The sequence below is a fragment of the Halomonas sp. AOP7-E1-9 genome, assembly GCF_052376035.1.
Taxonomy (GTDB): domain Bacteria; phylum Pseudomonadota; class Gammaproteobacteria; order Pseudomonadales; family Halomonadaceae; genus Vreelandella; species Vreelandella citrativorans.
This window is the reverse complement of the sequence record NZ_JBQSVC010000029.1, coordinates 30169-54983: the sequence shown is the minus strand read 5'-3', so window position 1 is coordinate 54983 and position 24815 is coordinate 30169. Positions and strand designations below refer to the sequence as shown.

Here is a 24815-nt window from a genome sequence, read left to right as displayed (position 1 = left end):
CCTTGGGCGACAACGTGCGTGGAATGCCAAAGCCTTCGCGAGCGTAGGGGGCGGCATGTGCGCTGAACAGATCAAGGGCGGCCAGCTTGCCAGACAAGCCGCGATGCTCTGCCAGGATGCCATGTTTCAGCTCTATCTGGACCGCCGCCGGCGCGCCAAGTTTGGCATTGAGGAAAGCGCGCTACCGGATGGCACCCACAATGCCGAAGACGCCCGGGATTGGATCTGCGCTGCTTGCCAGATTAAGAGCCGAGCAGAGTTAGACCATAACCCAGTCGCGGCGGCTACGTTCCGCCGTATTCAGAAGCGCTTTTTCACCTGGAAGCAACAGCAAGGGAGGCCACAATGAATACCTATTTTGGATTACTGGCTGAGTTCAACGGCCGTACTGAGCTACCGCTAGAAGAGGTTGCCCCGCGCTTCTTCGGCATCAGCCCCCGCACCGCTGCCTTTCGGGCCGGTGCGCAGGCCCTGCCGGTACCGGCTTATCGTGCTGGGGATTCTCAGAAAAGCCCATGGCTGGTCAGCGCGATCGACCTGGCGCAGTACATCGATGAGAAACGGGCTGAGGCGCGGGAGCAGTGGAAGATGGTGAATGAATAATAATTAATGTATCCTCGCCGCTTTTAAAATGCGGCGAGGTAAGAATAAGATGGATAGCGATTCAGATATAAACACAGATAAGGACTATCTTAAAAAGCTAAGAAACTCTGTATTCCTAGGTGCTATTGTTTCTTTAATTAGCATATCTGTCTATAACATAACAGGAGGCGAAATTCTATGTACTGCTATTGAAAATTTAATTTCGCCCAACTTGATGCTACTTATAGCTACATTTGCACTTAGCCTTCATCTAATTAGCGTTTTCTTTAGCTGCATACGGGACTCAGTTGAAAAACAATACTTCTTTGCCACTGAGCTAGCAGCCTTACTAATTGGAGCCACAATAGGCCTCAGCATATTCTACTATATCAATGAATTCGGTTTGTCATACCAACCCATTCTAACGGAACTATATAAAATACTAGCTTTAGCTTTTCTATTTCTTGGTATTCTTACAGCTCTACCCTTTTATATTTTTATGAATTACAGAATAACAAAAAATAATTACAAAGATAAAAAATACTCTTTCATATTCATTGGCATTTTTTCATTTTCTGCAGTAGGAATATATGCGACCTTATTTGAAGATAAAATAGATGACCTACCAGTTTGCCAGAAAACTGAGCAATATAAGGAAAACTAAATTTATTGTGATTTTGTATATAAGCATTTAACACAGCCCTGCTTTTGTAGAGAGTGAACTTTTGCACCTCCACGATCTTTAAAGTAGGGCGTTGCGGCTTTCCAGAGTGGTTTTAACACCTATAAGGTAACGGTATAAAATTAACGTAACTGCAGTGTTTCCGGCCTCAAGTGCGTGTAACGCTTCAATACATCCCAACTCTCATGGAGCGTGAACTGCTGCACCTCCACGATCTCATACCCCGCCTCAAACAGCCGCGATGTTGCTTCATGGCGTAGATCATGAAAGCGTAAGTCTTCAATCCCTTTGGATTCAGTCGCTGCTCTCCATCGAGTGCTAATCGATCTCGCCCAATAGGGGAAGATTCGAGGCTCATCTTTTTTACGCGGCTGCCGCTGGATAATGGCCATCGCCTCATGGGTGAGCTTAAAGCGCTTATGGTTGCCCCATTTCTGCCGTGGGTGCTTAGCGTCGCGCACCCAGCAAGTCATCGCGTTTGTATCCAAATCGTCCCAAGTGAGCCGGGTAATTTCTTCCTGTCGGCGCGCCGATGCAATCGCAAAGTCCATGATGTCTTCCATGGGTATTAGCGCAGTCGGTCGGATCTTCTGGGAGCGAACAAAATAAGCACGTAACCGATCAATTTCATCGGCTGTGGGCCGCCGATCCCTCGACGCTGGCCGGCTAATCAGCCCTTTGCTACGCAGTAAAAGCTTGGCTGACTCAAATTCGTTCAAATCCACCGGCATTCGCCAGGCTGCCACGGCGGTTTTTAGAATAATGCCCAACCATGTGATGTCTTGCGAAGTCGTAGACGGCTTTACACCGCTTCGTCTACGCATCTGGGCATGATCGATAATCTGCTCGCTGCTGAGCTCAGTGATTTTGACGCGAGCAATAGGAAAACGCCGCAGTTGCTCAATGGTGGCTCGCTTACTGCGACCAGCCCCTTCGGCAAACTCATGTAGGTAACGCTCAATAGCATCGTGTAAAGTGACGCCCTTCCATTTCGCAGTCAGCACACCACCTGGTGTGGCCAACTCCAGCTCCCGGCGTTTGGCCCATTCGGCAGCCATCGCCTTTTTAGGGAATGTTTTAGACTCTGAGTAATCAGGTTGACCAGTGCGCGCAATGCGAATACGCGCTAGATATGAGAAACTGCCGTCCCTTTTTGGACGCTTCACGATCGTCGCCATCACTGCCTCGAAAAGTGACAAATGAAAGTGCCACGAAGTGCCAAATTTGTGACACCCATTCGCTAAAAACGTGGCTCAACTACTGTAAATATGAACAGTTATGAATGATAACACAACTGCGCAAACCCGCATGAAGTCTGGCATTGCCCGCCCGGAGCTGGATAGAACTTTCTCCGTCGCGCCCATGATGGACTGGACAACCCGCGATTATCGGGCATTCGCACGTACGTTAACCAAGCGGGCGCTGCTATATACCGAGATGGTGACGACGGGCGCTATTTTGCATGGCTCGCCGCGTGAGCGGTTTTTGGGCTATAGCGATGTGGAGCATCCCATTGCCTTACAGCTTGGCGGTAGCGATGCCGGGGAGCTTGCCGAGTGCGCGGCGATTGCTGAGGCGTGGGGGTATGACGAGGTTAACCTGAATGTAGGTTGCCCAAGCGACCGGGTGCAGAACAACATGATTGGCGCTTGCCTGATGGGCTACCCGGAAAAAGTCGCCGATGCCGTGCGCGCCATGCAGGCGGCAGTCTCGATTCCGGTTACGGTGAAGTGCCGTATCGGGATTGATGAGCAGGATGAAGACGCCGACTTGGCGCGCTTTATCGACATAGTCGCAGATGCCGGCTGTGAGATTTTTACTGTGCATGCGCGCAAAGCGTGGCTGAAAGGTCTATCGCCCAAAGAGAACCGCGACGTGCCGCCGCTCAATTACCCGCGTGTGCATCGTTTAAAGCAGGACCGCCCTGAGCTGCATATCGGCATCAACGGTGGGATTAAAACGCTTGAAGAGTGTCAGGCACAGCTTGAGCGTGTGGATAGCGTGATGATTGGCCGTGAAGCGTACCAAAACCCCTGGTTACTGGCTGAGGTAGATATGTTGCTTTATGGCGTGCCCAGCCCAGCCGCTAGCCGGGTTGAGGCGGCCCGGGCATTTCGCCCGTATATTCAGCAGCGGTTGGATGAAGGCGCGAAGCTTAACCATATAACCCGCCATCTGTTGGGGCTTTTTCAGGGTTGCCCAGGCGGGCGGCGTTTTCGGCGTCTTCTATCGGAGCACGCACATAAAGAAGGCGCCGGGTTACGCTTGTTTGATGATGCTATCGGGTTGGTTAACGAGCCATCACAAGCGCCGATGCCAGAACGAGAACAGCCCGCCACGTCTTAACGTAGCGGGCTGTGGTGGACGGCGATTAATCCACGTTTGCGTGGTTTAGTTGCCGCGCACGCCTTTTTCGATACGCTCACCAACTTCCTGGTCGATATTACGCCAGTACTCGAAGGCGCGCTCCAGCACTGGCTCTGTTACGCCACCCGACAAGTGCCCCACCACGTTGGACACCAGCCGGTCACGTGCGGCGTCATCCATTACTTCACGCACTAGCGTATGCGGTTGGCTCCAGTCGTCATCGTCTTTACGCAGCGTGTAGGCGGTACGTACAAGCTCACCGCTGGTCGCCCATACGGCATCTTCCGGGAAGCGCTCGCCATCGGCTTTGGGGCCGCCTTTGCTGTTCGGCGCATATACCGGGTCCGTTGCGTTATGCACCCGCATCGCCCCGCCCTGGGTATAGCTATTGACCGGGCACTTGGGCGTATTCACCGGGATATGCTTGTAGTTCACACCCAAGCGAGCCCGGTGCGCATCGGCATAGGAGATTGAGCGCGCCAGCAGCATCTTGTCGGGTGAAAGCCCAGTGCCCGGCACCATGTTGTTAGGCTCGAAGGCAGCCTGATTGATTTGGCTATGGAAGTCAGAGGGGTTTTCATTAAGGGTTAGCTTGCCCACTTCCATCAGCGGATAGTCGGCGTGGGGCCACACCTTGGTAAGATCAAAGGGGTTATAGCGATACGTTTTGGCATCCTCGAAGGGCATGATCTGCATCTGCAGTGTCCAGGTGGGATACTCGCCGCGTTTGGTGGCTTCAAACAGGTCACGGCGGTGGTAATCCGCATCGCTACCGGCCATCTGGTCGGCCTGCTCCTGGGTCATGCACTTGATGCCCTGGTCGGTTTTGAAGTGATACTTCACCCAGAACCGCTCACCTTCCTCGTTCACCCACATATAGGTATGGCTGGAGTAACCGTTCATGTGCCGCCACGTAGCGGGCACGCCGCGGTCGCCCATTAGCCAGGCCACCTGGTGGGCGGACTCCGGCACCAGCGTCCAGAAATCCCACTGCATATCGTGGTCACGCAGGCCGTTATCGGCGCGGCGCTTTTGCGAGTGGATAAAGTGTTGGAACTTCATCGGATCGCGGACAAAGAACACAGGGGTATTGTTACCCACCATATCGAAGTTGCCCTCTTCGGTATAGAACTTCACCGCAAACCCGCGTGGATCACGCCAAGTATCCGGGCTGCCGCTTTCCCCTGCAACCGTTGAGAAGCGAATGAGTACGTCTGTTTTTGTGCCTTTTTTCAGAAACTTGGCTTTGGTGTACTTACTGACATCATGGGTGACTTCAAAGTGGCCAAAAGCGCCGCTACCCTTGGCATGTGGTTGGCGGTCGGGGATCATCTCGCGGTTGAAAGCCGCCATTTGCTCCATCAGAAAATGATCGTGCAGTACAATCGGGCCATCCGGGCCTACCGAAAGAGAGTGTTCATCGCTGGATACCGGAATGCCAGTCCCTGTCGTCGTATACTTGGGTTTATCGCTCGTCATCGCTTTTTCTCCATGTCACGGCTCGCGCGGCACTCAAGGCACCGCTTTATAAAAACAAATCATACATTTGTACTTATTATTTTTAATTTAGGATAACTACTCTCTCATAGGTATAGTCAAAGGAACTGCTTCCCGCCAGCTATCTCATGTACTGCTTGGCTATTGCGCTAATAAGCTTTTTTTATGGCGCTTATCAAACATTTAATAGAGCGCGTCCGGGGGCGGTGTCAGGCTTGATTGAAAGCTCTCAATCGCCGTTTCGGCTTCTTCTATCTCATCAAAACGAGCGATGTGATAAAGCGCCTCACCTTCATTGGCTAACGGCAGACGGCTCATGCCAATCACAATGCCATCGGCCATCGACTTGACCTCGCTTTCTTGATTGCCAAATGGGTCGGCCACTATACCGAGCACTTCCCCTTTGGCGACACGCGCACCCAAGCGCACTTTGGGCCTTAAAATACCGTCGATAGGTGCACGCGCCCAACTGGACCCATTGGCAAGCTCGGCAGGCGCTGGCGAGCGGCGCCGCTGTTCGCCGGTAAGCATATCCAGGCGGCGCATGACACGCAGTACGCCGCGTACACCGGGGGCAATGGCCCACTCATCAAAGCGCAGCGCTTCCCCCGCCTCATAGGTCAGTACAGGAATGCCACGCGTTTGTGCATAGTGACGCAGGCTACCTTCGCGCAGCTCTGCATTCAGAATCACCGGTGCGCCGAAGGCATCGGCCATGCGCTCGGTTTCACTGCCAGGACTTAACTGCGCGCGTATTTGGGGAAGGTTCGTGCGATGAATTGCGCCGGTATGAAGATCAATAATATGCGTCGCCTGATCGACAATCTGCTCGCGAAATAGCGCCGCGACTCGCCCCCCGAGGGAGCCGTTTTCACTGCCCGGGAAACAGCGATTGAGATCGCGCCGGTCAGGCAGGTAGCGCGTTTGCTGCAGGAAACCAAAAACGTTAACCACCGGCACGGCAATCAAGGTACCTCTTAGGCTTTTGATGGCCTTTGAGCGTAATAAGCGACGTACAATTTCAACGCCATTGATCTCATCCCCGTGAATGCCACCACACACCAGTATAACGGGCCCCTCTTTACGTCCGTGTACCACTTCGACCGTAATATGCAGGGGTGTGTGGGTATAAAGACGCGCCACCGGCACATCAATTTGGGAACGTTGGCCAGGCGGTATGGTGTGCCCGGCAAGTTGAAAAGGTGCTCGCGCCATCCTGAGTCTCCTTTTTTCAGCGTGATTAACCACTAAGAAAATGGCATTAATGAGGGCATGGCGATGCGCCTACCGCACGCAGTGAGCCCCAGCGGTTTCGAGACATGAGGTTTTGATAACACAAGCCATGCGTTTAATCATCTATCCATACAGTTTTGAATGTAAAAATTACACCATATCGGATAAAATATGTTCATCTTGTGTCATTAATGAGGTTGCGTTTCCATGGCGAGAAAGACCAAAGCGGAAGCCGCTGCTACCCGAGAAGCGTTGCTGGATGCGGCCGAAGAGGTATTTTTTGCAAAGGGTGTTGCACGCACGTCTCTTGAGCAGGTTGCACGCCATGCGGGATTAACCCGTGGCGCGGTCTACTGGCATTTTAAAAACAAGGGCGACCTGTTTATGGCACTGGTGGAGCGCGTACACATGCCGTTCCAGTCGCTAATGGAAGCTGTCAGCAAGGCCGATGAAACTATCTCTCCAATGGAAGCCATCCGGCTTGCCTGCCATGCAGGTCTGGCGCGTCTTGAGCAACCTTCTCACCAGCGGATTCTTTCCATTTTGCTCCACCGCTGCGAGTTTTTTAGCGATATCAACCCACTTGCCATGCAGGATGATATTGGTGAAGAGTGTTATTCAGAAATGCTGATCGTGTTCAAAGAAGCGGAGCATCAGCAGTTGCTGCGTGAAGATGTAACGCCAGAGGTCGCGACGCGCATGTTGCAGTCGGCACTGGGAGGCCTTTTCCACGACTGGCTACGCACACCGGATGCGTTCTCCATACACCAACGCGGCGGCGAACTGATTGATACATTGATACGCATTATGCAACGCTAATCCACGCCATTCGCTGCAATGCAGCAACCTGCCTATGCTGGGATGACCCACCATTGTGATGATTAGTGGCAAGCATTCAACACCGTTGGATAAAGCCACGCCGCCACTGACACATCATCCATAAGGCAATGGCTAACAAGACAGTGGCGGCGCTGGTGCGAGTAGTGAACGTTAATCGCTAATAACGTTAGGTTGAGTAGCCTTCATCCTGGTGGTGATAGCGAAGACGCAGCTTATTTAAACGTACCCGAGTATCCAGATAGGTCTGCTCCATTACGCTGCGATAAGCGCTCTCACCAGCGAGGTATTTCACCAAAACGCGACGCTCACCTTCTTGTGGGCAATCCCCTTCTTTACAGTGCAGCCTGACATGGCTATTAGGCTCGTTTTCAATCACTGCCATGGCAAATCCATCGCCCTGACGCCCGGACACGATGACCGCCGAACCCAACAGGCAGCGCCGCGTAAAGGGCTGATAGCGATGCAAGCCCCGATGTAAGCTATGGCATAAGGCGGCGGCAATGGGTGAAGCAACAGCAAAGGATACCCACAGGATCAGTACGCCTACCGGCACGCGCAACATCCCCAGCGATAGCCAACGCAGCACTAAAAGCTCTACCGCTAATGCAAAACTCCCCGCAATCACGACAAGAAACGTCAGCGCAAGCGATGCCGGCACACCTGCAAACCCTAACGACACCAGCGTACTGGCCATGTGATCATCGCGCAGGCTGTCGCGCTCAAATAACTCAAGAGGGGCTATTCGAAGCAGCACCAACATCCAATAAAGCGCTAACAGTCCCAGTAGAAACGTAAACACAATGGTTGGAAACTGTAGCGCAGCAGAAATAACAGGTTGCATGGCGTGTCCTCCTCCAGACATTTCGTCCGGTGCTGTTTCCGCCTGGGATTATATTATTGGTCCAGGCTAAAAACGTGTGGTCTCTTTTAGCATAGCCCAAATTATTCTTTTTTGCTCTTAACTACCTTGATGCGGCTCATCACGCCATAAAAAAACGGGCACTCCCTTTCGGTAGTGCCCGCTCATTAGTGGTGAAACGCGGTTACAGTTGGTCGTGCTCCAGTGCCGGTTTCTGGTTATCACGGTCCGGATGGCGTTTACGATAGAGCCAGTCGGATACAGTGGCGATCATGGCGTAGAAGCTGGGAATAAACACGCTTCCCAGAACGGCCACAGAGGCCATGCCCACCGCAACAGTTGTCCCGATATGGTGGCTACTTACATCACTGGCGCCGGTCGCCAAGGCCAGTGGCAAGGTACCGAAAATAAACGCAAGCGATGTCATGACGATAGGACGGAAGCGTAACTCAGCGGCAGTAATCGCTGCTTCGCGAATCGTTTTGCCCTGCTCTTTACGCTGCAACTCGGCAAATTCCACGATCAAGATGGCGTTCTTCGCCGCGAGCCCCACGACCACCAGCATACCAATCTGAACGTACACACTGGTATCCAGACCCCGCAAAGCGATGCCTCCAATGCCTCCCAGGAAGGCAAACGGCGTTGCGGTAAGTACCGCCAGGGGCAACGACCAGCTTTCATACTGGGCCGCCAGAATCAGGAAGACCATCAAGATACCAAACACAATGGCAAGCGTCGCCGTATTACCCAGGTTTGCTTCCTGGTAAGCGGTCCCGGTCCAGCCCATCCCCCAGTTAGGCCCGAGCGTATCCATGACGACTTCATTCATGGCTTCAATGGCTTGGGTAGAGCTATAGCCAGGCGCCGCGCCGCCCTGGAACTGGGCGCCGGTGTACACGCCAAAGCGTGATACGACCGATGGGCCTACCTGACGCTCCAGCGTTACGAACTCGGAGAGCGGGATACGCTCGCCATTGCCACCCCGCACGAAGACACTATTTAAGTCGTCAGGCGTTTTACGGAATTGATCCTCGTTTTGTAGATACACCTGGAAGTTACGGTTTTGGTAACTAAAGAAGTTCACAAAGCCATTACCAAAGGTGTTGGATAACGCCGAGTTGATATTCTCCAGTGCCACGCCATAGCTAAGCGCTTTCTGCTGGTCGATTTCAGCTCGGTAGGAAGGCACGTTCACGTTAAAGGTGGTAAAGACCTGATTTAACGCTGGGTGCTGATTCGCCGCGCCCATAATCTGTAGTGAGGCTTCGTAAAGCTCGCGAGGTGAGGCGCCGTCAAACGACTGCAGATAGCCGGTGAAGCCACCTGTGGTGGAAAGCCCCATAATCGGCGGTACGTTAAAGGCCATGGCAGTACCGCCATCAATACTGGCCCCCAGCTGCATAATTTGCCCCACCAGGCTCGCTGCTGTTAGATCACGGTCCCCCCAGGGCACCATATTGACAAAGATAATCCCGCGCGCCGTATTAACCGAGCCTGCAAGAATATCGTAGCCCGCTATCGCCGAGGAGTATTGCACCCCGGGAATATCCTCAATAGCGGAGCTAAGCTTTGCCATGTAGCTCTCGGTGCGGTCAAGCGAGGCGGCATCGGGTAGCGACACACTGACCAGCACGATGCCCTGGTCGGTTTCCGGCACCAATGTTGAGGGCGTATTGGCGTACAACCAGTAGGAGCCGGCACCGGTCGCGATCGTCAGCGCCAAGGCGAGCACCCAAAAGCGCACCAAGCGCACCACAAACCACATATAAACTGCGGTGATACCTGCAAACAAGCGATCAAATAGACGCAGAGGCGTAGTAATCGCCCGCTTGAATGCTGACTGGCGTGAATGGTGCAAGTTATGCTTGATGAAGATGGCGGAAAGCGCCGGTGTAAACGTTAACGCCATTAGCGCTGACAGCGCTACCGAGATCGCGACAGTAATCGCGAACTGCTGATAGATCTGCCCAGTAAAGCCGCCCATAAACGCAACAGGCACGAAAACAGCGGCCATGATCAGTGAGGTGGCAATAACCGGCCCGCCAACCTCGCGCATGGCACGAACCGTTGCTTCTCTAACGGTAACCTCGTCATCTTCGCTTAATACACGCTCAACGTTCTCCACCACCAGTATCGCATCATCCACCACTATCCCGATTGAAAGCACCAGGGCGAATAGCGTTAGCAGGTTGATAGAAAAATCAAACAGGTAAAAGCCTGCAAAGGTACCAATCACCGACACCGGCACCACCGACATGGCAATCACGGTAAAGCGCCAGTTCTGCAGGAAGATAAACAGGATCACGATAACGATCAGAAAGGCTTCAATAAAGGTATGCAATACCGTTTCTACCGACGCATCGATAAACTGCGTGGTGTCGTACGGCGTGACATACTCAAGCCCTGGCGGGAAGCGGCTGGCAAGGTTTGCCATGGTTTCGCGCACCGCATTTGCAGTGGCCAGCGCATTGGCGCCCGGCTGCTGGTTGATGATGATGGGCGTCATCGTTGAACCATTTAGCTGCGCATCAATGCCGTAAAATGAAGCACCGAGCTCAATGCGTGCCACATCTTCCAGCCGTAGCGATGAGCCATCAGGGTTAGTGCGCAAATAGATATTACGGAAATCATCCGTATCTGATAAACGGCCACCGGCAGTGATGGTATACGTATAAGCGCGCGGGCTACCTTGCGGCGTGGCGGCTAAATTACCGGCAGGGATTTCGGTATTTTGTGAACGGATAGCATTAGCCACCTCACTCGGCGTGAGGTCGTATTGCGCCAGTTTGTCAGGGTCCATCCAGATACGCATGGCAAACTCACCACCCCCCAGCACCTCGGCATTACCTACGCCAGGCACCTGGCGTAGGTCATCGAGAATATTAAGCGTGGCGTAGTTCTGCATATACACGTTGTTGTAATCGCCGTTCGGGGACGTTAGGGCGATCAACATAAGGATCGAGTCAGAGCGCAGTGAAACGTTAACACCCTGGGCCTGAACCTGCTCGGGCAGCTGAGAGAGTGCCCCCTGAACACGGTTATTAACGTTGATGGTATTGATATCACCATCAGTGCCAATATTAAACGCGACACTCAGGCTCATAATGCCGTTATCAGCGCTGTTCGAGGTCATGTAGAGCATGTCCTCGACGCCGTTGATCGCCTCAGCCAGCGGTGCAGCGACCGTCTGGGCGACCGTCTCAGCGTCAGCGCCTGGAAACTGCGCTTGTACGGAGACGGTGGGCGGCACCACACTTGGATACTGCTCAATGGGCAGTATCCGCATGGCCATGGTACCTATCAGCGTGAGGATAATCGCGAGTACCGTGGCGAAAATCGGCCGGCTGATGAAGAAGTTGGAGAAATTCATTATTGAGTACCCTCTTCCCCTTCGCCTGCCGGCACATCACCAGCACCTTCTGTCATTTGGGAAGCGGCAGCGGCTTGCTCTTGTTGCTCCTGAGCTTCAGCCTCTTCAACACGCTCAACTACTTCATCGGCGTCGCCATCAAACGGCAGTGGATCAATAGCCATTCCAGGCTCAATGCCCGCCGGGTCGCCCACGATCACACGGTCACCCTCTTCAAGACCATTAGCAATGATCTGCCAAGGGCCAGCGACATCGCCTAACTGCACCGTGCGCTCGCGCGCCTGGTCATTTTCATCCAGGACAAACACGCGAGGGCCCATTAAGCCTTGGGTGACCGCAATTTCAGGTACTGCCATCACGTTAAAACGGCGCAGACCATCAAGACGTACTCGCACAAATTGGCCGGGCAGAATAGCGCCATCCGGATTAGCAAAGCTGGCAGACGCCTGAACGGTACTGGTACCGGAATCCACGCGGGAGCCCAGGAAGTCGAGCTGGCCTTCAAGTTCAGACCCGCTGGCACCGCTTACGCCGGGCACGCTTAACAGCGCGGTAATGGACGAGTCGCCCTCTTCACGTAACTGGCGGCGTAGCTCAAAGGCATCACGCTGAGGCAGTTGAAAACGCACTTCAAGCGGGTCCAACGGGGTGATAGTGGCAAGCTCTGTTCCTGAGGTAACCAGGTTGCCAACGTTAATCTGGCTCAAGCTGATCATGCCCGACACAGGGGCCGTTACATTTGAATAACCAAGGTCCAGGTTAGCACTGCGTAGTGCAGCCTCGGCTTGGGCAACGTTGGCTTGTGCCACACGTTGGTCTGCCTGCGCCTGGTCATATTGCTGACGGCTTACAGAGTTTTGGCTGAGCAACTGTTCAAAGCGTTGCGCATCGCGCTGGGCGCGGGATAACTCGGCACGGGCACTTTGCAGGTCAGCTTCACGCTGGTTAACCGTTGACTGGTAAAGGTCAGGCTCAATGGTATACAGCGAATCACCCTCTTCCACCATTTGGCCAGGCTGGAAGTGGCGCTCTTCAAGATAACCGTTAACACGTGCCACCAGCGTCACTTCACTATCGCTACGCAGTAACGAAGGGTACGATTTATTTAACGGAATATCCTGACGTACCGCTTCCGCCACTTCCACCTTATGAGGTGGAGCCTCTTGCTGCTCGGCCTGCTGCTCTTGCGATTGGTCCTGGCCACAGGCCGTCAACACTAGCGCGGCAATCAGCGTTACTAGACTCGCTCGGCGTGAGTGAATCATTTTTCTCATGCGTGGGTTCCCTTGATCTTTTCAAAACGTTGATTGACGGCGCTGGCGGCTGCCTTGATTACAAATGACGCTTTATTCAAGTGCAGGCGACTTACCCGTAAAGCCATGAGTTAAAAGCTATCTTTTAAAAGCAACGGCTATTCGTTGTGATTACCTATCCGGCGTAGGCGGCGCACCAATATTCATGGCACGCTGGTAACTGTCGCCACCAGTATCAGGTATCGCAAAGGTCACCGGATCGTCCGTTAGCCAGGCATTAACTTCTTCGATCGCCGGCACGTCCAACAACCCTGCCTGCTGGCGCAACCCAAGAAAGTTAACGACATAGTCGTAACGTGACTCAGCATAATCAGCAATAGCGTTGTAATAATTTTGCTCGGCATTCAGCACATCGACGATATTACGCGTGCCGACTTCATACCCTACCTGTGTGGCTTCCAACGCACTTCGCGCCGATACGATAGTTTGCTGACGCGCTTCTACCGTTTCAACGTTATTGCTGACTTGGGTGTAGAGCGAGCGTACTTGCTGAATAGTGGTACGGCGCTGAGACTCAAACTCGTACTGCGTACTTTCCAACTGGTAAGTACCTTGGCGGATGCTCGCACTGGTACTGCCACCGGTATAAATAGGCAGGTTGGCCGATATCCCGACCTGACCGGAGGCGTCATAACCGCTAACGGCATCGCGATCATTATCGGCATGCTGATAGTTGGCGAATGCCTGGAATGTAGGCAGGCGACCAGCACGGGCAATATCAACGCCCACGCGTGAAATTTCAATGCCCGCCTGCTGAGCAAGGACTTGAGGATTAAGCTCAATCGCTTGTTCAACCCAGTAGTCACGATTGCTTGAAGGCTTCACCACCGGCATCGCATCGCCTAGCGCGTTGATGTTCGGATAACGCTGACCGGTTAACTGCTCAAGCACCTCAAAAGCCACCTGCAGGTTGCTCTCAGCGGCGAGCCGATTAGCACGCGACTGATCATAGCTTGAACGTGCTTCTTCGACGTCGGTAATGGCAATCAAACCAACTTCAAACTGCTCACTGGCCTGCTCCAACTGGCGTTCAATAGCACGCTCTTGGGCCTGTCGGGTGGTCAGTACATCATGCGCACGAAGGATATCGAAATAGGCGTTAACAACATCAAAAAGCAGCTGTTGTTCGGTCGCAGCCAGCAGGTAGAACTGCTGGTCGATTTCGCGATCAGCCTGGTTGAATTGCTGGCGCGCCACTTCATCAAACAGCATTTGAGTGGCTTCCAGGGTCAGCGATACGCTGTTATAGCGATCATCTCCCCCTCCAACACCTGCCCCCCCTCCTGCGCCCGGTATGGTGCGCGTTGACTGACTTTCAAACTGTTCATGGTGCGCCACGTTGCCTGATGCATTCACCTGCGGCAACAGCGCGCCTCTCGCAACATCCCGACCGGCTTCGACCCCAGAGTACTGAGCACGAGCTGAATTTAGCGTGGCGTTATTGCTCAGCGCTTCACGCGTGACCGTTATCAGGTCTGCCGCCTGAGCAGGCAGCGCAATAGACGCAGTGAAAACGGCCAGTAATAGGGGTCGTAAAGGGGCATTGACTGCCCAGTGTGCCAGTCGCATGTAGGTGCCTCTAGGTGTCAATGATGGGGGTACTATTAGTAAACTATTTATGAAAGATGGCATTATAGTTACATTCATGTATGTATGCTAGACTTGAAGTCTAGCAAATTGTATGAACAACGAGCTTGTCAAGCCGCATCCGGTTGGCCTGGACCAAAGCATGACATCAGGATTTTCAGGCACTGCTTCACTGCTAGTCTTCACGCTATCGCCCTACCCCTTTGTTTATACTTTCTTGTTTGTACTTTAGTGGGTAATCCCTGTATTACTACTTCTTTTGCTACATCTATTACTGCCACTTCGCTTTCAGCTTATTGAGCGTATGTTTCAAGTATGGCTACGCGTTGCTCAATATCGGTGCGGTAGGTCGCTCCAAAAAGCAGCAAATGATTAAGCAGCGGGCACAGTTGAAACAGCGCCTCACGCCTTGACCAGTCAGGCGGGGCGTTACCCTCCCAGTAGGCATCAAAAAAACCGCTACCCAGCGAACCAAACAGCGTCAGCATGGCAATATCCACATCGGGATAATGACGATAAACGGCAGGGTCGATCAAGGCAGGGCCACGGGTAGTTATCAATACGTTGCCCGACCATAAGTCGCCATGCAAAAGGCTTGCGGGCGCCTCTGGCAGCCACGCTCTGCCCCTGGGAGGTTTCAAGTGCATATACCGCCGCACTATCTCCACCGCCAAGCGGCGTTAACTCACCGGTAGGCCATATCGTCTGGGCGTCGAGTAGCCTTCGCAGGGTAGCATCCATCGCCATCTCCGCTGGGTAGTATTCTCCCAGTGTGCCTGCTAACCCCTGCGTACGTCGATTTTTAAAAACGTTATAGGCCGTTATACATTTTGATGACGCTGCTTTAGCGCTTGTGTATAGCGCGCATAGACCTCTTGATACGCTTCAACGCGTGCAAGGTTCGGCTCAGCAAGTGATTGCGCATCAAGATGTACGAGGCGGTTACATAACGCTTCAAGCGTTACGCCCTGTGCACGTTGATCACACCATGCAGCTTGAATGGCCGCACCTAGCGCAGCGGCATCGGTAATCTCAGGGCATATCACTTCCGTACCCGTAATATCGGCCACCATCTGCCGCCATACCGGGCTATTGGCACCGCCGCCGATCAGCCGGATTTGGCTGGCACCTGCGGTTAAATCGCCCAGTAGCTCAAGCCCATAGCGCAAACCCAATGTGGCGCCCTCAACCACCGCACGGCACAGGTTTGCCTGGTGGGTATTGATACTGTTCAAGCCCAAAAAATCAGCCGATGCATCCGGCAGCATGGGTACGCGCTCGCCGTTGAAAAACGGCAGCACGGTAATGCCCTCAGCACCTACCGGGGCGCTGGCCACCAGGTCGCTAAACGTTGTTAAATCCAAACCAAACAGTTCACGTATCCGCGTGGTGGCCGATGTCACGTTCATGGTACAGATAAGCGGCAACCACCCGCCGGTACTTGAGCAGAAATTAGCCACCATGGCGTTATCGCAGAGAATAGGCTCAGGCGAATAAGCGCAAACGGTGCCCGAGGTACCCAGGCTAAGGGTTATCAGGCCTGGGGTAATATTGCCAGTACCAATCGCCCCCAGCATGTTGTCGCCGCCCCCTGAAGAGACCACCACGTTATCGCCAAGCCCCAGCTCGCGGGCAATCAGTGGGCGCACCATCCCGGCCGGTTCATGAGCCTCCAACAAGCGTGGTAGTACGCGTTGCGGGTCAAGCTCAGGGGCTATTTCAGCAAATACCTCTAACTGCCAGCACCGCGTGCGGGTATCAAAATAGCCGGTACCCGAGGCATCGCCCGCTTCGGTCACACGCTCGCCTGTCAGCCAAAAATTCAGGTAGTCGTGGGGCAATAACAGACTGTCGATGCGCCGGTAGGCGTCCGGCTGATGCTCGCGCAGCCAGGCGACTTTAGAGGCGGTATAGCCGGTCTGTAGCACCAGCCCCAACTTCTCCAGGCACCCTGCTTCACCGCCCAAGCGGGCGACAAGATCACTGTTTTGGGCGCTGGTTTCAGTATCGCACCATAGTTTGGCGGGGTAGACCGGCACACCATCAGCATCCAATGCCACCATGCCATGCTGCTGACCTGACACACCGATACCGCGAACCTGCGAGACATTGACCCCAGCGCGCTCCAGGGCACTAAAAAAGGCACCTTTTAAAGCCGCCAACCATTCAGAGGGCGCCTGTTCACGGCGGCCATTTTCACCTTCATCCAGCCGATGCGGGCGGCTTGCCTCGCCCAGGATAACGCCGCGCTCCACATCAACCACTACGACCTTGGTACTCTGGGTACCGCAATCCACACCAATATACATCACAGCGTTCCTTTGGATGCCACAAGCGCCTCAAGCGTAGCCCGTGCGCCGCGCTTATGCAGCGAATTAAGCGTTTGGACATAAGCCTCATAAAAGCGCGGATGGTCGACCAGGTCGCCGAACAGCTCACGATTGTCGATAAACACACTGGGCCGGGTACGGTTTTCAGCGGCGATTGCGGTCAGCGTTTCCTTTAAGCGATCTACAATCTCGATGGGCTCGCCCTGCTCATCAACCCTTTCAGCGTAGCGTGCCCAGCTGGCCACTACCGCTGCGCTGCGCTTGATCTCGCCTCCGTGAGCCAACTGATGATGGATCACCGGCACCAGCCACTTGGGAATACGGTCTGAACTTTCGGCACACAGCCGCGCTAGCGTATCCTTAATTTCGGGGTTGGCAAACCGCTCAATCAGCGTTAAGCGGTAAGCTTCCAGGTCGACACCGGGCACAGGCGCCAACGTGGGCGAGCCCTCTTCACGCATATAGCCGAGCAGAAAATCCACAAACAAGGGGTCCTGGCAAACTTCGTGGGCATAGCGATAGCCCGCTAAATAGCCAAAGTAGGTGAGCGCCTGATGGCTGGCATTTAAAAGCCGCAGCTTCATTAACTCGTAGGGCTCAACATCCTCAACCACCTGCACGCCGACCTGCTCAAACGGCGGACGGCCCAGCGGAAAGTGATCTTCCAGCACCCACTGCGTAAACGGCTCGCATACCACCGGCCAAGCGTCTTCTACCCCAAAGCGCTGAGACAGTTCGTCAATATCCGCCTGTGCGGTAACGGGAGTGATGCGGTCGACCATAGCATTGGGAAACGCAACTTCTGACGCAAGCCAATCGCCCAGTTGGCTATCACGGGCACGGGCATAGGCGGTGAACATACGCTTGGCCACGTCGCCATTGCCCTGAATGTTGTCACACGACATGACGGTAAACGGAGCAATGCCGCGCTCACGGCGGCGTACCAGCGCCTCGACAATCAGGCCAAAACTGGTGGAGGGCTTTTCAGGGTGCGCAAGATCCTCACGCACTTGGGGATTTTCCAGGTTAAATTGGCCCGTTACCGGGTGGAAGTTATAGCCTCCTTCCGTCACAGTGAGTGACACAATCCGAATGGCCGGGTCGGCCATCTGCTCAATGACCGCCTCTGCGTCTTCCGGGGCAAACAGGTAATTAACCATGCTGCCGATAACCCGAGGCGCGTACTGGCCATCTGGATGCTTAACCACCAGGGTATAAAGGTAATCCTGCGCGGCAAGCGCCTGCTGCATGCGTTTATCACCCGGCATAACGCCCACGCCAACGATCCCCCAATCAAGCGCCAGCCCTTGCTGCATCAGCTCATCAAGGTACATGGCCTGATGAGCCCGATGAAAGCCGCCTACGCCAACATGCACAATGCCGGGCGTTAGCTTCGCACGCTCATAGCATGGTATGGCAACATCGTCGTTTAAATTGCCCAGATTGTGATTATTAAGTCGGGTCATGGGTACTCTCCAGCCAAAACCTGCTTGGCGCGATGGGTAGGTTTGAAAACGGTTAAAAAGAGGATGAAGCAGCGCATTGGCATTAGTGCCAGTGTTGATCGGGAGGTAAGGAGCAGCGTTTGACGAGTTGCGCGTTGAGCATATCTTTTCGGTGGGTACGCTCCAGCGCCCCCGCATGGTCCTGGCCCATTTCAAGCCACCGCAGGATTAGCCGGTCCACCAATATCTCATCGTCGACGTCCAGAAACAGCGTCCAGTCAAACAGCGGACGTAGCTCACGCCAGGGGGAGCGGTCGAGCAGCAAGTAGTTACCCTCGACAATCACAATGCGTTGCTCAAGGGTGATGAGCCGCCCTCCTGCCCGTGCTAAATCCAACGGCCGATCAAAGACGGGCACCGCGACCGGATGCTGCGCCTGGCGAATACGCTCAAGGGCGCTGCACAACCCGTCCACATCGAAGGTATGAGGCGCGCCTTTTATCGGCAGTTGCTGCTTGCCCAGCACGGCATTGTCGAAATGGTAGCCGTCCATCGGCACGAGCCCCGCCTGGCCTGGAAGCAGCTGATTAATGGCCTCGCAAAGCAAAGCGCTACGATAGGACTTACCTGCGCCGGGCGGCCCTGCCAGCGCAACCAGATAGCGCGAAGCGCCCTCGGCTGAACCAATAATTTGGCGGGCCAGGCTATCAAGTTCGGGTGTCATAACCACCTCAGCTCATCCAGTTACCGCCATCCACATTGAGCGTCTGAGCAACAACGTAATCGCTGTCGGCACTAGCCAAAAAGACTGCGGCACCGGTGTGATCTTCCGGCAAGCCCATGCGGCCAAAGGGTACGGCTTCACTGACCAGGCGCTTTTTCTCGCCCAAGGGGCGGTTTTCATAGCGAGCAAACAGCGCATCCACCGCTTCCCACATCGGAGTATCGACGACACCTGGGGCAATGCCGTTAACGTTGATCGCATGTTTGATCAAGTCCAGGCCAGAGGATTGCGTCAGGCTAATCACGGCGGCTTTACTGGCGCAGTAAACGCTCACCAAGGCCTCGCCCCGCCTTCCTGCCTGGGAGGCCATATTGATAATTTTGCCGCCCCGCCCCTGCTCAACCATCCATTGAGCAACCGCCTGTAGCGTAAAGAAAAGCCCCTTGGTATTCACCGCAAACTGCTTATCAAAACTCTCCTCGGTCACTTCAAGCACCGGTGCCAAATCAAAAACTGCGGCGTTATTGACCAAAATATCGATACCGCCAAAATGCGCCACGACCTTTTCCACCATGGCATCAATAGAGGCGCGCTGGCAGACATTAAGCACGACCCCTAGCGTCTCCTGCCCACGGGCCTGCTGGTGCAACACGGCAAGGGCTTCCTCAATGGCCGCGGCATCAATATCCGCCACCACCACCTTGGCCCCCTCCTCCAAATAGCGTTGCGCAATTGCCAAGCCGATGCCCCGTGCGCCCCCGGTAATCACCGCTACTTTATCGGTCAGTTTCATTATCGCCCCGTCTTATTTGAGTGTTGTTGAGTGCTAACAGCCGCCTGCTTAGCTAGCAATGCGTACTTGCCACTCATTCACCAGCGCGTTCAGCCCCTGCATGTGCTCCAAAATACGCCATGCGCCTGCGTGTAAAAGCCGTGCTGGCTGTTCGGCATCCACGTGGCTGGCACCGACAAAACCAATGACACACATACCGGCCGCGTGAGCGGCGGTGACACCCGCCACGCTGTCTTCGATGACCAGACAATTACCAGGGAGATAGCCCAGCTGCGTGGCGGCCAGCAGATAAAGCGCGGGGTCTGGCTTGGGGTTGGCTACCTGGTCCGCCGTAAAAATAGGCGTGTCCTTGCCAAAGGCATCGGCCAGCTGAGTGCACGCAAGTGACGCTACAACCCGCTGACGGCGGCTGTTGGATACCACCGCCTTGGCCAAGGGAATTGCCAACACGGCATCGTGCGCGCCCGCGACAGGGGTAAGCTCACGCGCCAAGCGCGCCTCAATAGTCGAGTCCACCTGCTCAGTGGCGTTATCAGGCAGCGTATACACGCTGTGCTGCTCCAGATGCTTAAGAATATCGCCGGTGGTCATTCCCAACGCCTGGCCAAGCCGCTCGGCAATGTTCAAATCGGGTAGCCACCTACCGAGATACTCCTCCAGCACACCTTCCGCCAGTGCTTCGCTATCGACCAACACGCCATCGCAATCAAATATAACCGCCTTCATGCCAGCGCCTCAGCGTCACCTGATGTGCGGTTATCGTGTCGCGTAAGCCCGGCCAGCGGATGCTGAGCAAGACTGGGCAACGCGCGGCCATCGGCCGCAAACAAGTGTGCTCGCTCAGGAGCGAAGCCAAAGCGTATGGTCTCGTGAACGCGATAGGCCACATCCCCATCCGTCATCAGCGTTACCAACAGGTCACCCATACGTACATACAGCGAGGTTTGCCCACCCAAGCGCTCAAGCACTTCAATTTGGCCACTGAGCGCACCCGCCTCATCAAGCACCAGGTGCTCGGGGCGAATGCCCAGCTCAAGGGCTGGCTGGCTTTCGATAGGTGTGTTTTCAGAAGACGCGTTTTCAAGTGCTTGGGCGTTGACGGGCACCGTGCACTCGCCACCACCAGGCAAGCGAACCTGAACACCTTCCGGCGAGGTACTGATTAATTCAACATCAAAGAAATTCATTTTTGGAGAGCCAATAAATCCGGCCACAAAGCGGTTTGCCGGGTGATGGTAGAGCGCCATGGGTGAACCGACCTGCTCAACCACGCCGTCATGCAGCACGACAATTTTATCGGCCATGGTCATGGCTTCAATCTGGTCGTGGGTCACGTAAATCATGGTGGCGTTGAGTTTTTCGTGCAGGCGGGCAAGCTCAATACGCATCTGTACGCGCAGCGCGGCATCCAGGTTGGAAAGCGGCTCATCAAACAGGAAAATACTCGGGTTGCGCACGATAGCTCGACCAATCGCCACGCGCTGGCGCTGACCGCCGGAAAGCGCCTTGGGCTTGCGGTCAAGCAGCGGCTCAAGCTGAAGTATTTTAGCGGTTTCCAGCACCTTGGCGCGGCGCTCCTCTTTGGGCACACCGGCCAGGCGCATGCTAAAGCCCATATTGCCTTCTACCGTCATGTGCGGGTACAGGGCATAGCTTTGAAACACCATCGCCAGGCCACGGTCGGCAGGCCCCACATCGTTCATTCGCTGTCCATCAATCACGATGTCGCCATCGGTGGCGCTTTCAAGCCCCGCGATAATGCGCATCAGCGTTGATTTGCCGCAGCCGGAAGGCCCCACAAACACCACAAACTCGCGGTCGTTGACTTCAAGGTTGATCCCTTTGATGACCGCGGTGTCGCCAAAGCGCTTGGTAATATTGTTAAGTTGTAAGGTTGCCATGCAAAACTCCTTTACTTGACGGCGCCAAAGGTCAGGCCACGCACCATTTGTTTTTGGGTCATCCAGCCAAGAATGAGGATAGGGGCGATGGCCATGGTAGAAGCCGCCGAGAGCTTGGCCCAGAACAGCCCTTCAGGACTTGAGAACGAGGCGATATAAGCGGTTAACGGTGCTGCCTTGGAAGAGGTGAGATTGAGGCTCCAGAACGCTTCGTTCCAGCTCAAGATAACCGAGAGCAAACCGGTAGAGGCAATGCCTGGCAGAGTGAGCGGCAAGAGCAAGAAGAACACTTCTTGTAGCGTCGAGGCACCGTCCATTCGCCCGGCTTCAAGGATGTCCTTGGGCATGTCCTTAAAGAAGGTGTAAAGCATCCACACCACAATCGGCAGGTTCATTAGCGTGTAGATAATGATCAGCCCCGTGCGGGTATCCAGCAGCCCTACATCTCGGAAAATAAGATAGATCGGCACCAACACGCCAACAGGCGGCAGCATCTTGGTAGAGAGCATCCAGAGCAACGTGCCCTTGGTGCGTTTAGTGGGCAGAAAGGCCATGGCATAGGCCGAAGGAATAGCAATTAACAGCGCCAGAAACGTCGAGCCAAAGGCGACGGCGACACTGTTGAGCGCAAAGCGCGCGTAGCCTGAGCGCGCCTGCACGGCTTCATAGCTTTCAAGCGTGGGCGTAAAGATAAAGCTTGGGTCGGCAATTGCGGCCGATTCGGTTTTAAACCCGGTGAGTATCATCCATAAAATCGGGAAGAAAATCACCAGCGCTACCGACCAACCCACCAACGTAATCACGAGCGTTTTCATGCCGGCTGACCCGCGGGCGGTACCCACCCCCGACACGTTTTGCGCTGGCGTAGTAGAACGTAATAATGACATTTATATTCTCCAAGTGCCCAAAGCGCTAATCTTCAAGGTTTTTCGCAACCATCCGCACCAGGAAAATCGCCACGATGTTGGCAAGAATAATCGCGATGACCCCGCCTGCTGAGGCAACCCCCACATCAAAATCAAGCAGCGCCCGCATGTAGATCAGATAGGCCAAATTGGTGGTCGCAAGCCCAGGCCCGCCCGAGGTAGTCACAAAAATTTCAGCAAAAATGGTCAGCAGGAAGATCATTTCAATCATGATCACCACGCTGATGGCTCGCTTAAGATGCGGGAGCGTTATAAAGAAGAAGATCGCGATAGGCCCCGCACCATCCATCCGTGCGGCTTCCACCTGGTCTTCATCCAAGGACTGCATGGCGGTGAGCAGAATCAACAGCGCAAAGGGTAGCCACTGCCACGCCACAATAATCACGATGGAGGTTAACGGGAGCGTTGAAAACCAATCAACGGCAGGCAAGCCAAGCGAGTTTGCCAACCACGCCAACACCCCGTTGGAGGGGTGCATCATCATGTTTTTCCACACCAGCGCACTCACGGTGGGCATCACAAAAAAGGGTGAAATTGCCAGCACTCGGGCAATACCGCGCCCGGCAAAGTCTTGTTGAAAAAGAACGGCCAGCAGCGTGCCGCCCACTACGGTAATCGCCAATACCCAGCCTACCAGCAGCAAGGTATTGCCCATTGCCTTCCAAAGTGCGGGGTCGGTTAGCAAATACTCGTAGTTTTCAACCCCGGCAAAGCCACTCATGCCTGGCATTAGCAGGTTGTAGTACTGGAAGGAGAACCATATCGTCATGCCTAACGGTATGATCATCCATAACAACAGCAGCGTCACAGCGGGGGCTTGAAGCGATAACGTTCTTAGCCCGCCAACCGTACGGCCAGAAGCACGTGTTTTAGTCATGGGAATACCTGCGCGAAAAAACCAACGAGAAACCGTTACAACACGCCTACCCGCGTAACGGGTAGGCGCTTTTACTTATTAGTCGTTGTAACCCGCTCGCTGCATAGTGCGCTCAGTGGCGCGCTGAGCGCTGTTTAGCGCTTGCTCTACCGTGGTGTCACCGGTTAACGCAGCGGCAATGCTCTGCCCTACCTGGGTGCCAATCGCTTGGAATTCAGGAATATTGACAATTTGCACGCCGGTATAAGGGTTCGGCTCTAGCGTGGAGTCGGTCGGGTCGGCATTTTGAATCGCGCTCAGCACAAAATCAGCGAAAGGCGCCGCTTCCGTGTAATGCTCATTGGCGTAGGTGGATTCGCGAGTGCCCGGCGGTACGTTGGTCCAACCCTGGGTTTCGCCAACCAGCTCAATGTACTCTTGTGATGTCGCCCAAGTGATAAACTGCTTAGCAGCATCTTTATGCTCGGAGGAGGCCGGAATCGCCAGTGCCCAGGTCCATAACCAGTGCGAGCCTTTTGGCGTTTGTGCCACGGGCGCTGGGGCAAAACCAAGGTTGTCGGCTACGCTGGACTCGTCGCCATCATAAAGCGTTCCCGCGGCGGAGGTAGCATCCACCCACATCGCACAGTTTCCCCGTGAGAATAGCGCCAGGTTTTCATTAAAGCCGTTGGAGCTGGCGCCGGGCGGGCCATAGTTACCTAGCAGGTCCACATAGAACTCGATAGCATTCACCCAGGGTTCAGAATTGATTTCGGGGTTCCACCCTTCATCAAACCAGCGGCCACCGTAGGTGTTGACCAGCGTGGTGACGAAGGCCATGTTTTCACCCCAACCGGGTTTGCCCCGTAGGCAGATACCCGCCACTCCTTCCTGCGCGCCATGGAGCTGCTCGGCCCAATCACGTACCTCGCTCCAGGTCGGCTGTTCGGACATTTCAATCCCAGCCTCCTCGAAGAGGTCTTTGCGGTAGTACATCATCGAGCTTTCCGCATAAAACGGCAGCGCGTATGGCGTGCCATCAAGGCTTAGCCCGTCGCGTACGGAGGTCAACAAGTCGTCTACGGCGTACTCATCAGGCAGGTCATTCAAGGGCTCAAGCCACTCGCGCTCCGCCCAGATAGGTGCTTCATAAGCGCCAATCGTCATAACATCAAACTGGCCACCACCCGTGGCAATATCGGTGGTCATGCGCTGACGAAGAACGTTCTCCTCCAACACGACCCAGTCCAGCTTGATATCGGGATGCGTCTCTTCAAACGCATCGGTCAAGCTCTGCATGATCACCATATCGTTATTATTAACGGTGGCGACCGTGATTTCAGTTTGTGCCTGAGCATGGCCTGCCACAGCAATGGCCGCTGCTAAGGTGGTGACGGGCAAGTGACGCGCGAGTCGCATATAACTCTCCTTTGGCTAATGTTGGCATTATTATCGCCTGATCATTTTGATCATGTTTCGAACAAATGATCGTACGTAGGACAAAAAAAAT

Annotated in this window: 21 protein-coding genes and 1 pseudogene; 5 read left to right on the top strand and 17 right to left on the bottom strand. The window is 54.5% G+C overall.

The window, feature by feature from the left end; genetic code table 11:
- The 3 genes from ACT3R4_RS14575 to ACT3R4_RS14565 form a co-directional block, all read left to right on the top strand.
- Positions 1 to 349 (top strand): hypothetical protein (locus ACT3R4_RS14575; protein WP_496201227.1); only part of this gene is annotated, 349 nt, incomplete at its 5' end.
- Positions 346 to 603, top strand: a complete 258-nt coding sequence (locus ACT3R4_RS14570; RefSeq protein WP_159176364.1) for a pyocin activator PrtN family protein — start codon at positions 346 to 348, stop codon at positions 601 to 603. The genes ACT3R4_RS14575 and ACT3R4_RS14570, both read left to right, overlap by 4 nt.
- Positions 604 to 652: 49 nt before the next feature.
- Entirely contained in the window at positions 653 to 1246 is a 594-nt protein-coding gene (locus ACT3R4_RS14565) for a hypothetical protein (protein WP_441679391.1), read from the top strand.
- Positions 1247 to 1386: 140 nt separating this feature from the next.
- On the opposite strand, the gene ACT3R4_RS14560 is transcribed toward ACT3R4_RS14565, so the two are convergent.
- On the bottom strand, positions 1387 to 2430 hold the full coding sequence (locus ACT3R4_RS14560; RefSeq protein ID WP_441679392.1) for a tyrosine-type recombinase/integrase: 1044 nt from the start codon (positions 2428 to 2430) through the stop codon (positions 1387 to 1389).
- A gap of 112 nt (positions 2431 to 2542) precedes the next feature.
- On the opposite strand from ACT3R4_RS14560, the gene dusA reads away from it, so the two are divergent.
- Positions 2543 to 3610, top strand: a complete 1068-nt coding sequence (gene dusA, locus ACT3R4_RS14555; protein ID WP_441679393.1) for a tRNA dihydrouridine(20/20a) synthase DusA — start codon at positions 2543 to 2545, stop codon at positions 3608 to 3610.
- A 45-nt stretch (positions 3611 to 3655) separates the two neighbouring features.
- Here the strand turns inward: dusA and ACT3R4_RS14550 are convergent, their stop codons facing one another.
- Positions 3656 to 5110 (bottom strand): catalase, encoded by a 1455-nt coding sequence (locus ACT3R4_RS14550; protein ID WP_441679394.1) that lies wholly within the window; start codon positions 5108 to 5110, stop codon positions 3656 to 3658.
- 201 nt (positions 5111 to 5311) lie between these two features.
- Complete coding sequence (locus ACT3R4_RS14545) at positions 5312 to 6343, bottom strand: succinylglutamate desuccinylase/aspartoacylase family protein (RefSeq protein ID WP_441679395.1); 1032 nt, start codon at positions 6341 to 6343, stop codon at positions 5312 to 5314.
- Between the two features lie 225 nt (positions 6344 to 6568).
- On the opposite strand from ACT3R4_RS14545, the gene ACT3R4_RS14540 reads away from it, so the two are divergent.
- On the top strand, positions 6569 to 7180 hold the full coding sequence (locus tag ACT3R4_RS14540; RefSeq protein WP_441679396.1) for a TetR family transcriptional regulator: 612 nt from the start codon (positions 6569 to 6571) through the stop codon (positions 7178 to 7180).
- Positions 7181 to 7367: 187 nt separating this feature from the next.
- Here the strand turns inward: ACT3R4_RS14540 and ACT3R4_RS14535 are convergent, their stop codons facing one another.
- The 14 genes and pseudogenes from ACT3R4_RS14535 to ACT3R4_RS14470 all read right to left on the bottom strand — a co-directional run bounded on the left by ACT3R4_RS14535 (position 7368) and on the right by ACT3R4_RS14470 (position 24724).
- The gene (locus ACT3R4_RS14535) at positions 7368 to 8042 is read right to left on the bottom strand and encodes a hypothetical protein (protein ID WP_441679397.1); all 675 of its coding nucleotides are present in this window, start codon (positions 8040 to 8042) and stop codon (positions 7368 to 7370) included.
- A 202-nt stretch (positions 8043 to 8244) separates the two neighbouring features.
- Positions 8245 to 11430 carry an efflux RND transporter permease subunit gene (locus tag ACT3R4_RS14530; RefSeq protein ID WP_441679398.1) on the bottom strand — a complete coding sequence of 1062 codons (3186 nt, stop codon included), beginning with the start codon at positions 11428 to 11430 and terminating at the stop codon, positions 8245 to 8247.
- Positions 11430 to 12704, bottom strand: a complete 1275-nt coding sequence (locus tag ACT3R4_RS14525) for an efflux RND transporter periplasmic adaptor subunit (protein WP_441679399.1) — start codon at positions 12702 to 12704, stop codon at positions 11430 to 11432. The genes ACT3R4_RS14530 and ACT3R4_RS14525 overlap by 1 nt, the downstream gene beginning before the upstream one ends.
- 150 nt (positions 12705 to 12854) lie before the next feature.
- The gene (locus ACT3R4_RS14520) at positions 12855 to 14312 is read right to left on the bottom strand and encodes a TolC family outer membrane protein (protein WP_441679400.1); all 1458 of its coding nucleotides are present in this window, start codon (positions 14310 to 14312) and stop codon (positions 12855 to 12857) included.
- Between the two features lie 311 nt (positions 14313 to 14623).
- Positions 14624 to 14947 (bottom strand): annotated as a pseudogene (locus ACT3R4_RS14515) (fructosamine kinase family protein); the annotation flags it as partial.
- A gap of 204 nt (positions 14948 to 15151) precedes the next feature.
- Entirely contained in the window at positions 15152 to 16639 is a 1488-nt protein-coding gene (gene xylB, locus ACT3R4_RS14510) for a xylulokinase (RefSeq protein WP_441679401.1), read from the bottom strand.
- The gene (locus tag ACT3R4_RS14505; protein WP_441679402.1) at positions 16639 to 18126 is read right to left on the bottom strand and encodes a mannitol dehydrogenase family protein; all 1488 of its coding nucleotides are present in this window, start codon (positions 18124 to 18126) and stop codon (positions 16639 to 16641) included. The genes xylB and ACT3R4_RS14505 overlap by 1 nt, the downstream gene beginning before the upstream one ends.
- Positions 18127 to 18208: 82 nt before the next feature.
- Positions 18209 to 18829, bottom strand: coding sequence for a nucleoside/nucleotide kinase family protein (locus ACT3R4_RS14500; RefSeq protein ID WP_172116012.1), 621 nt, complete (start codon positions 18827 to 18829; stop codon positions 18209 to 18211).
- A 7-nt stretch (positions 18830 to 18836) separates the two neighbouring features.
- Positions 18837 to 19622 carry an L-iditol 2-dehydrogenase gene (locus ACT3R4_RS14495; RefSeq protein ID WP_172116011.1) on the bottom strand — a complete coding sequence of 262 codons (786 nt, stop codon included), beginning with the start codon at positions 19620 to 19622 and terminating at the stop codon, positions 18837 to 18839.
- 48 nt (positions 19623 to 19670) lie between these two features.
- Positions 19671 to 20348, bottom strand: a complete 678-nt coding sequence (locus tag ACT3R4_RS14490; RefSeq protein ID WP_441679403.1) for an HAD family hydrolase — start codon at positions 20346 to 20348, stop codon at positions 19671 to 19673.
- Positions 20345 to 21523, bottom strand: a complete 1179-nt coding sequence (locus ACT3R4_RS14485) for an ABC transporter ATP-binding protein (protein ID WP_441679404.1) — start codon at positions 21521 to 21523, stop codon at positions 20345 to 20347. The genes ACT3R4_RS14490 and ACT3R4_RS14485 overlap by 4 nt, the downstream gene beginning before the upstream one ends.
- Positions 21524 to 21534: 11 nt before the next feature.
- Complete coding sequence (locus tag ACT3R4_RS14480) at positions 21535 to 22410, bottom strand: carbohydrate ABC transporter permease (protein WP_192528445.1); 876 nt, start codon at positions 22408 to 22410, stop codon at positions 21535 to 21537.
- Positions 22411 to 22435: 25 nt separating this feature from the next.
- Positions 22436 to 23326, bottom strand: coding sequence for a carbohydrate ABC transporter permease (locus tag ACT3R4_RS14475; RefSeq protein ID WP_441679405.1), 891 nt, complete (start codon positions 23324 to 23326; stop codon positions 22436 to 22438).
- Positions 23327 to 23404: 78 nt separating this feature from the next.
- Positions 23405 to 24724 (bottom strand): ABC transporter substrate-binding protein, encoded by a 1320-nt coding sequence (locus ACT3R4_RS14470; protein WP_441679406.1) that lies wholly within the window; start codon positions 24722 to 24724, stop codon positions 23405 to 23407.
- Between the last annotated feature and the right edge of the window lie 91 nt (positions 24725 to 24815).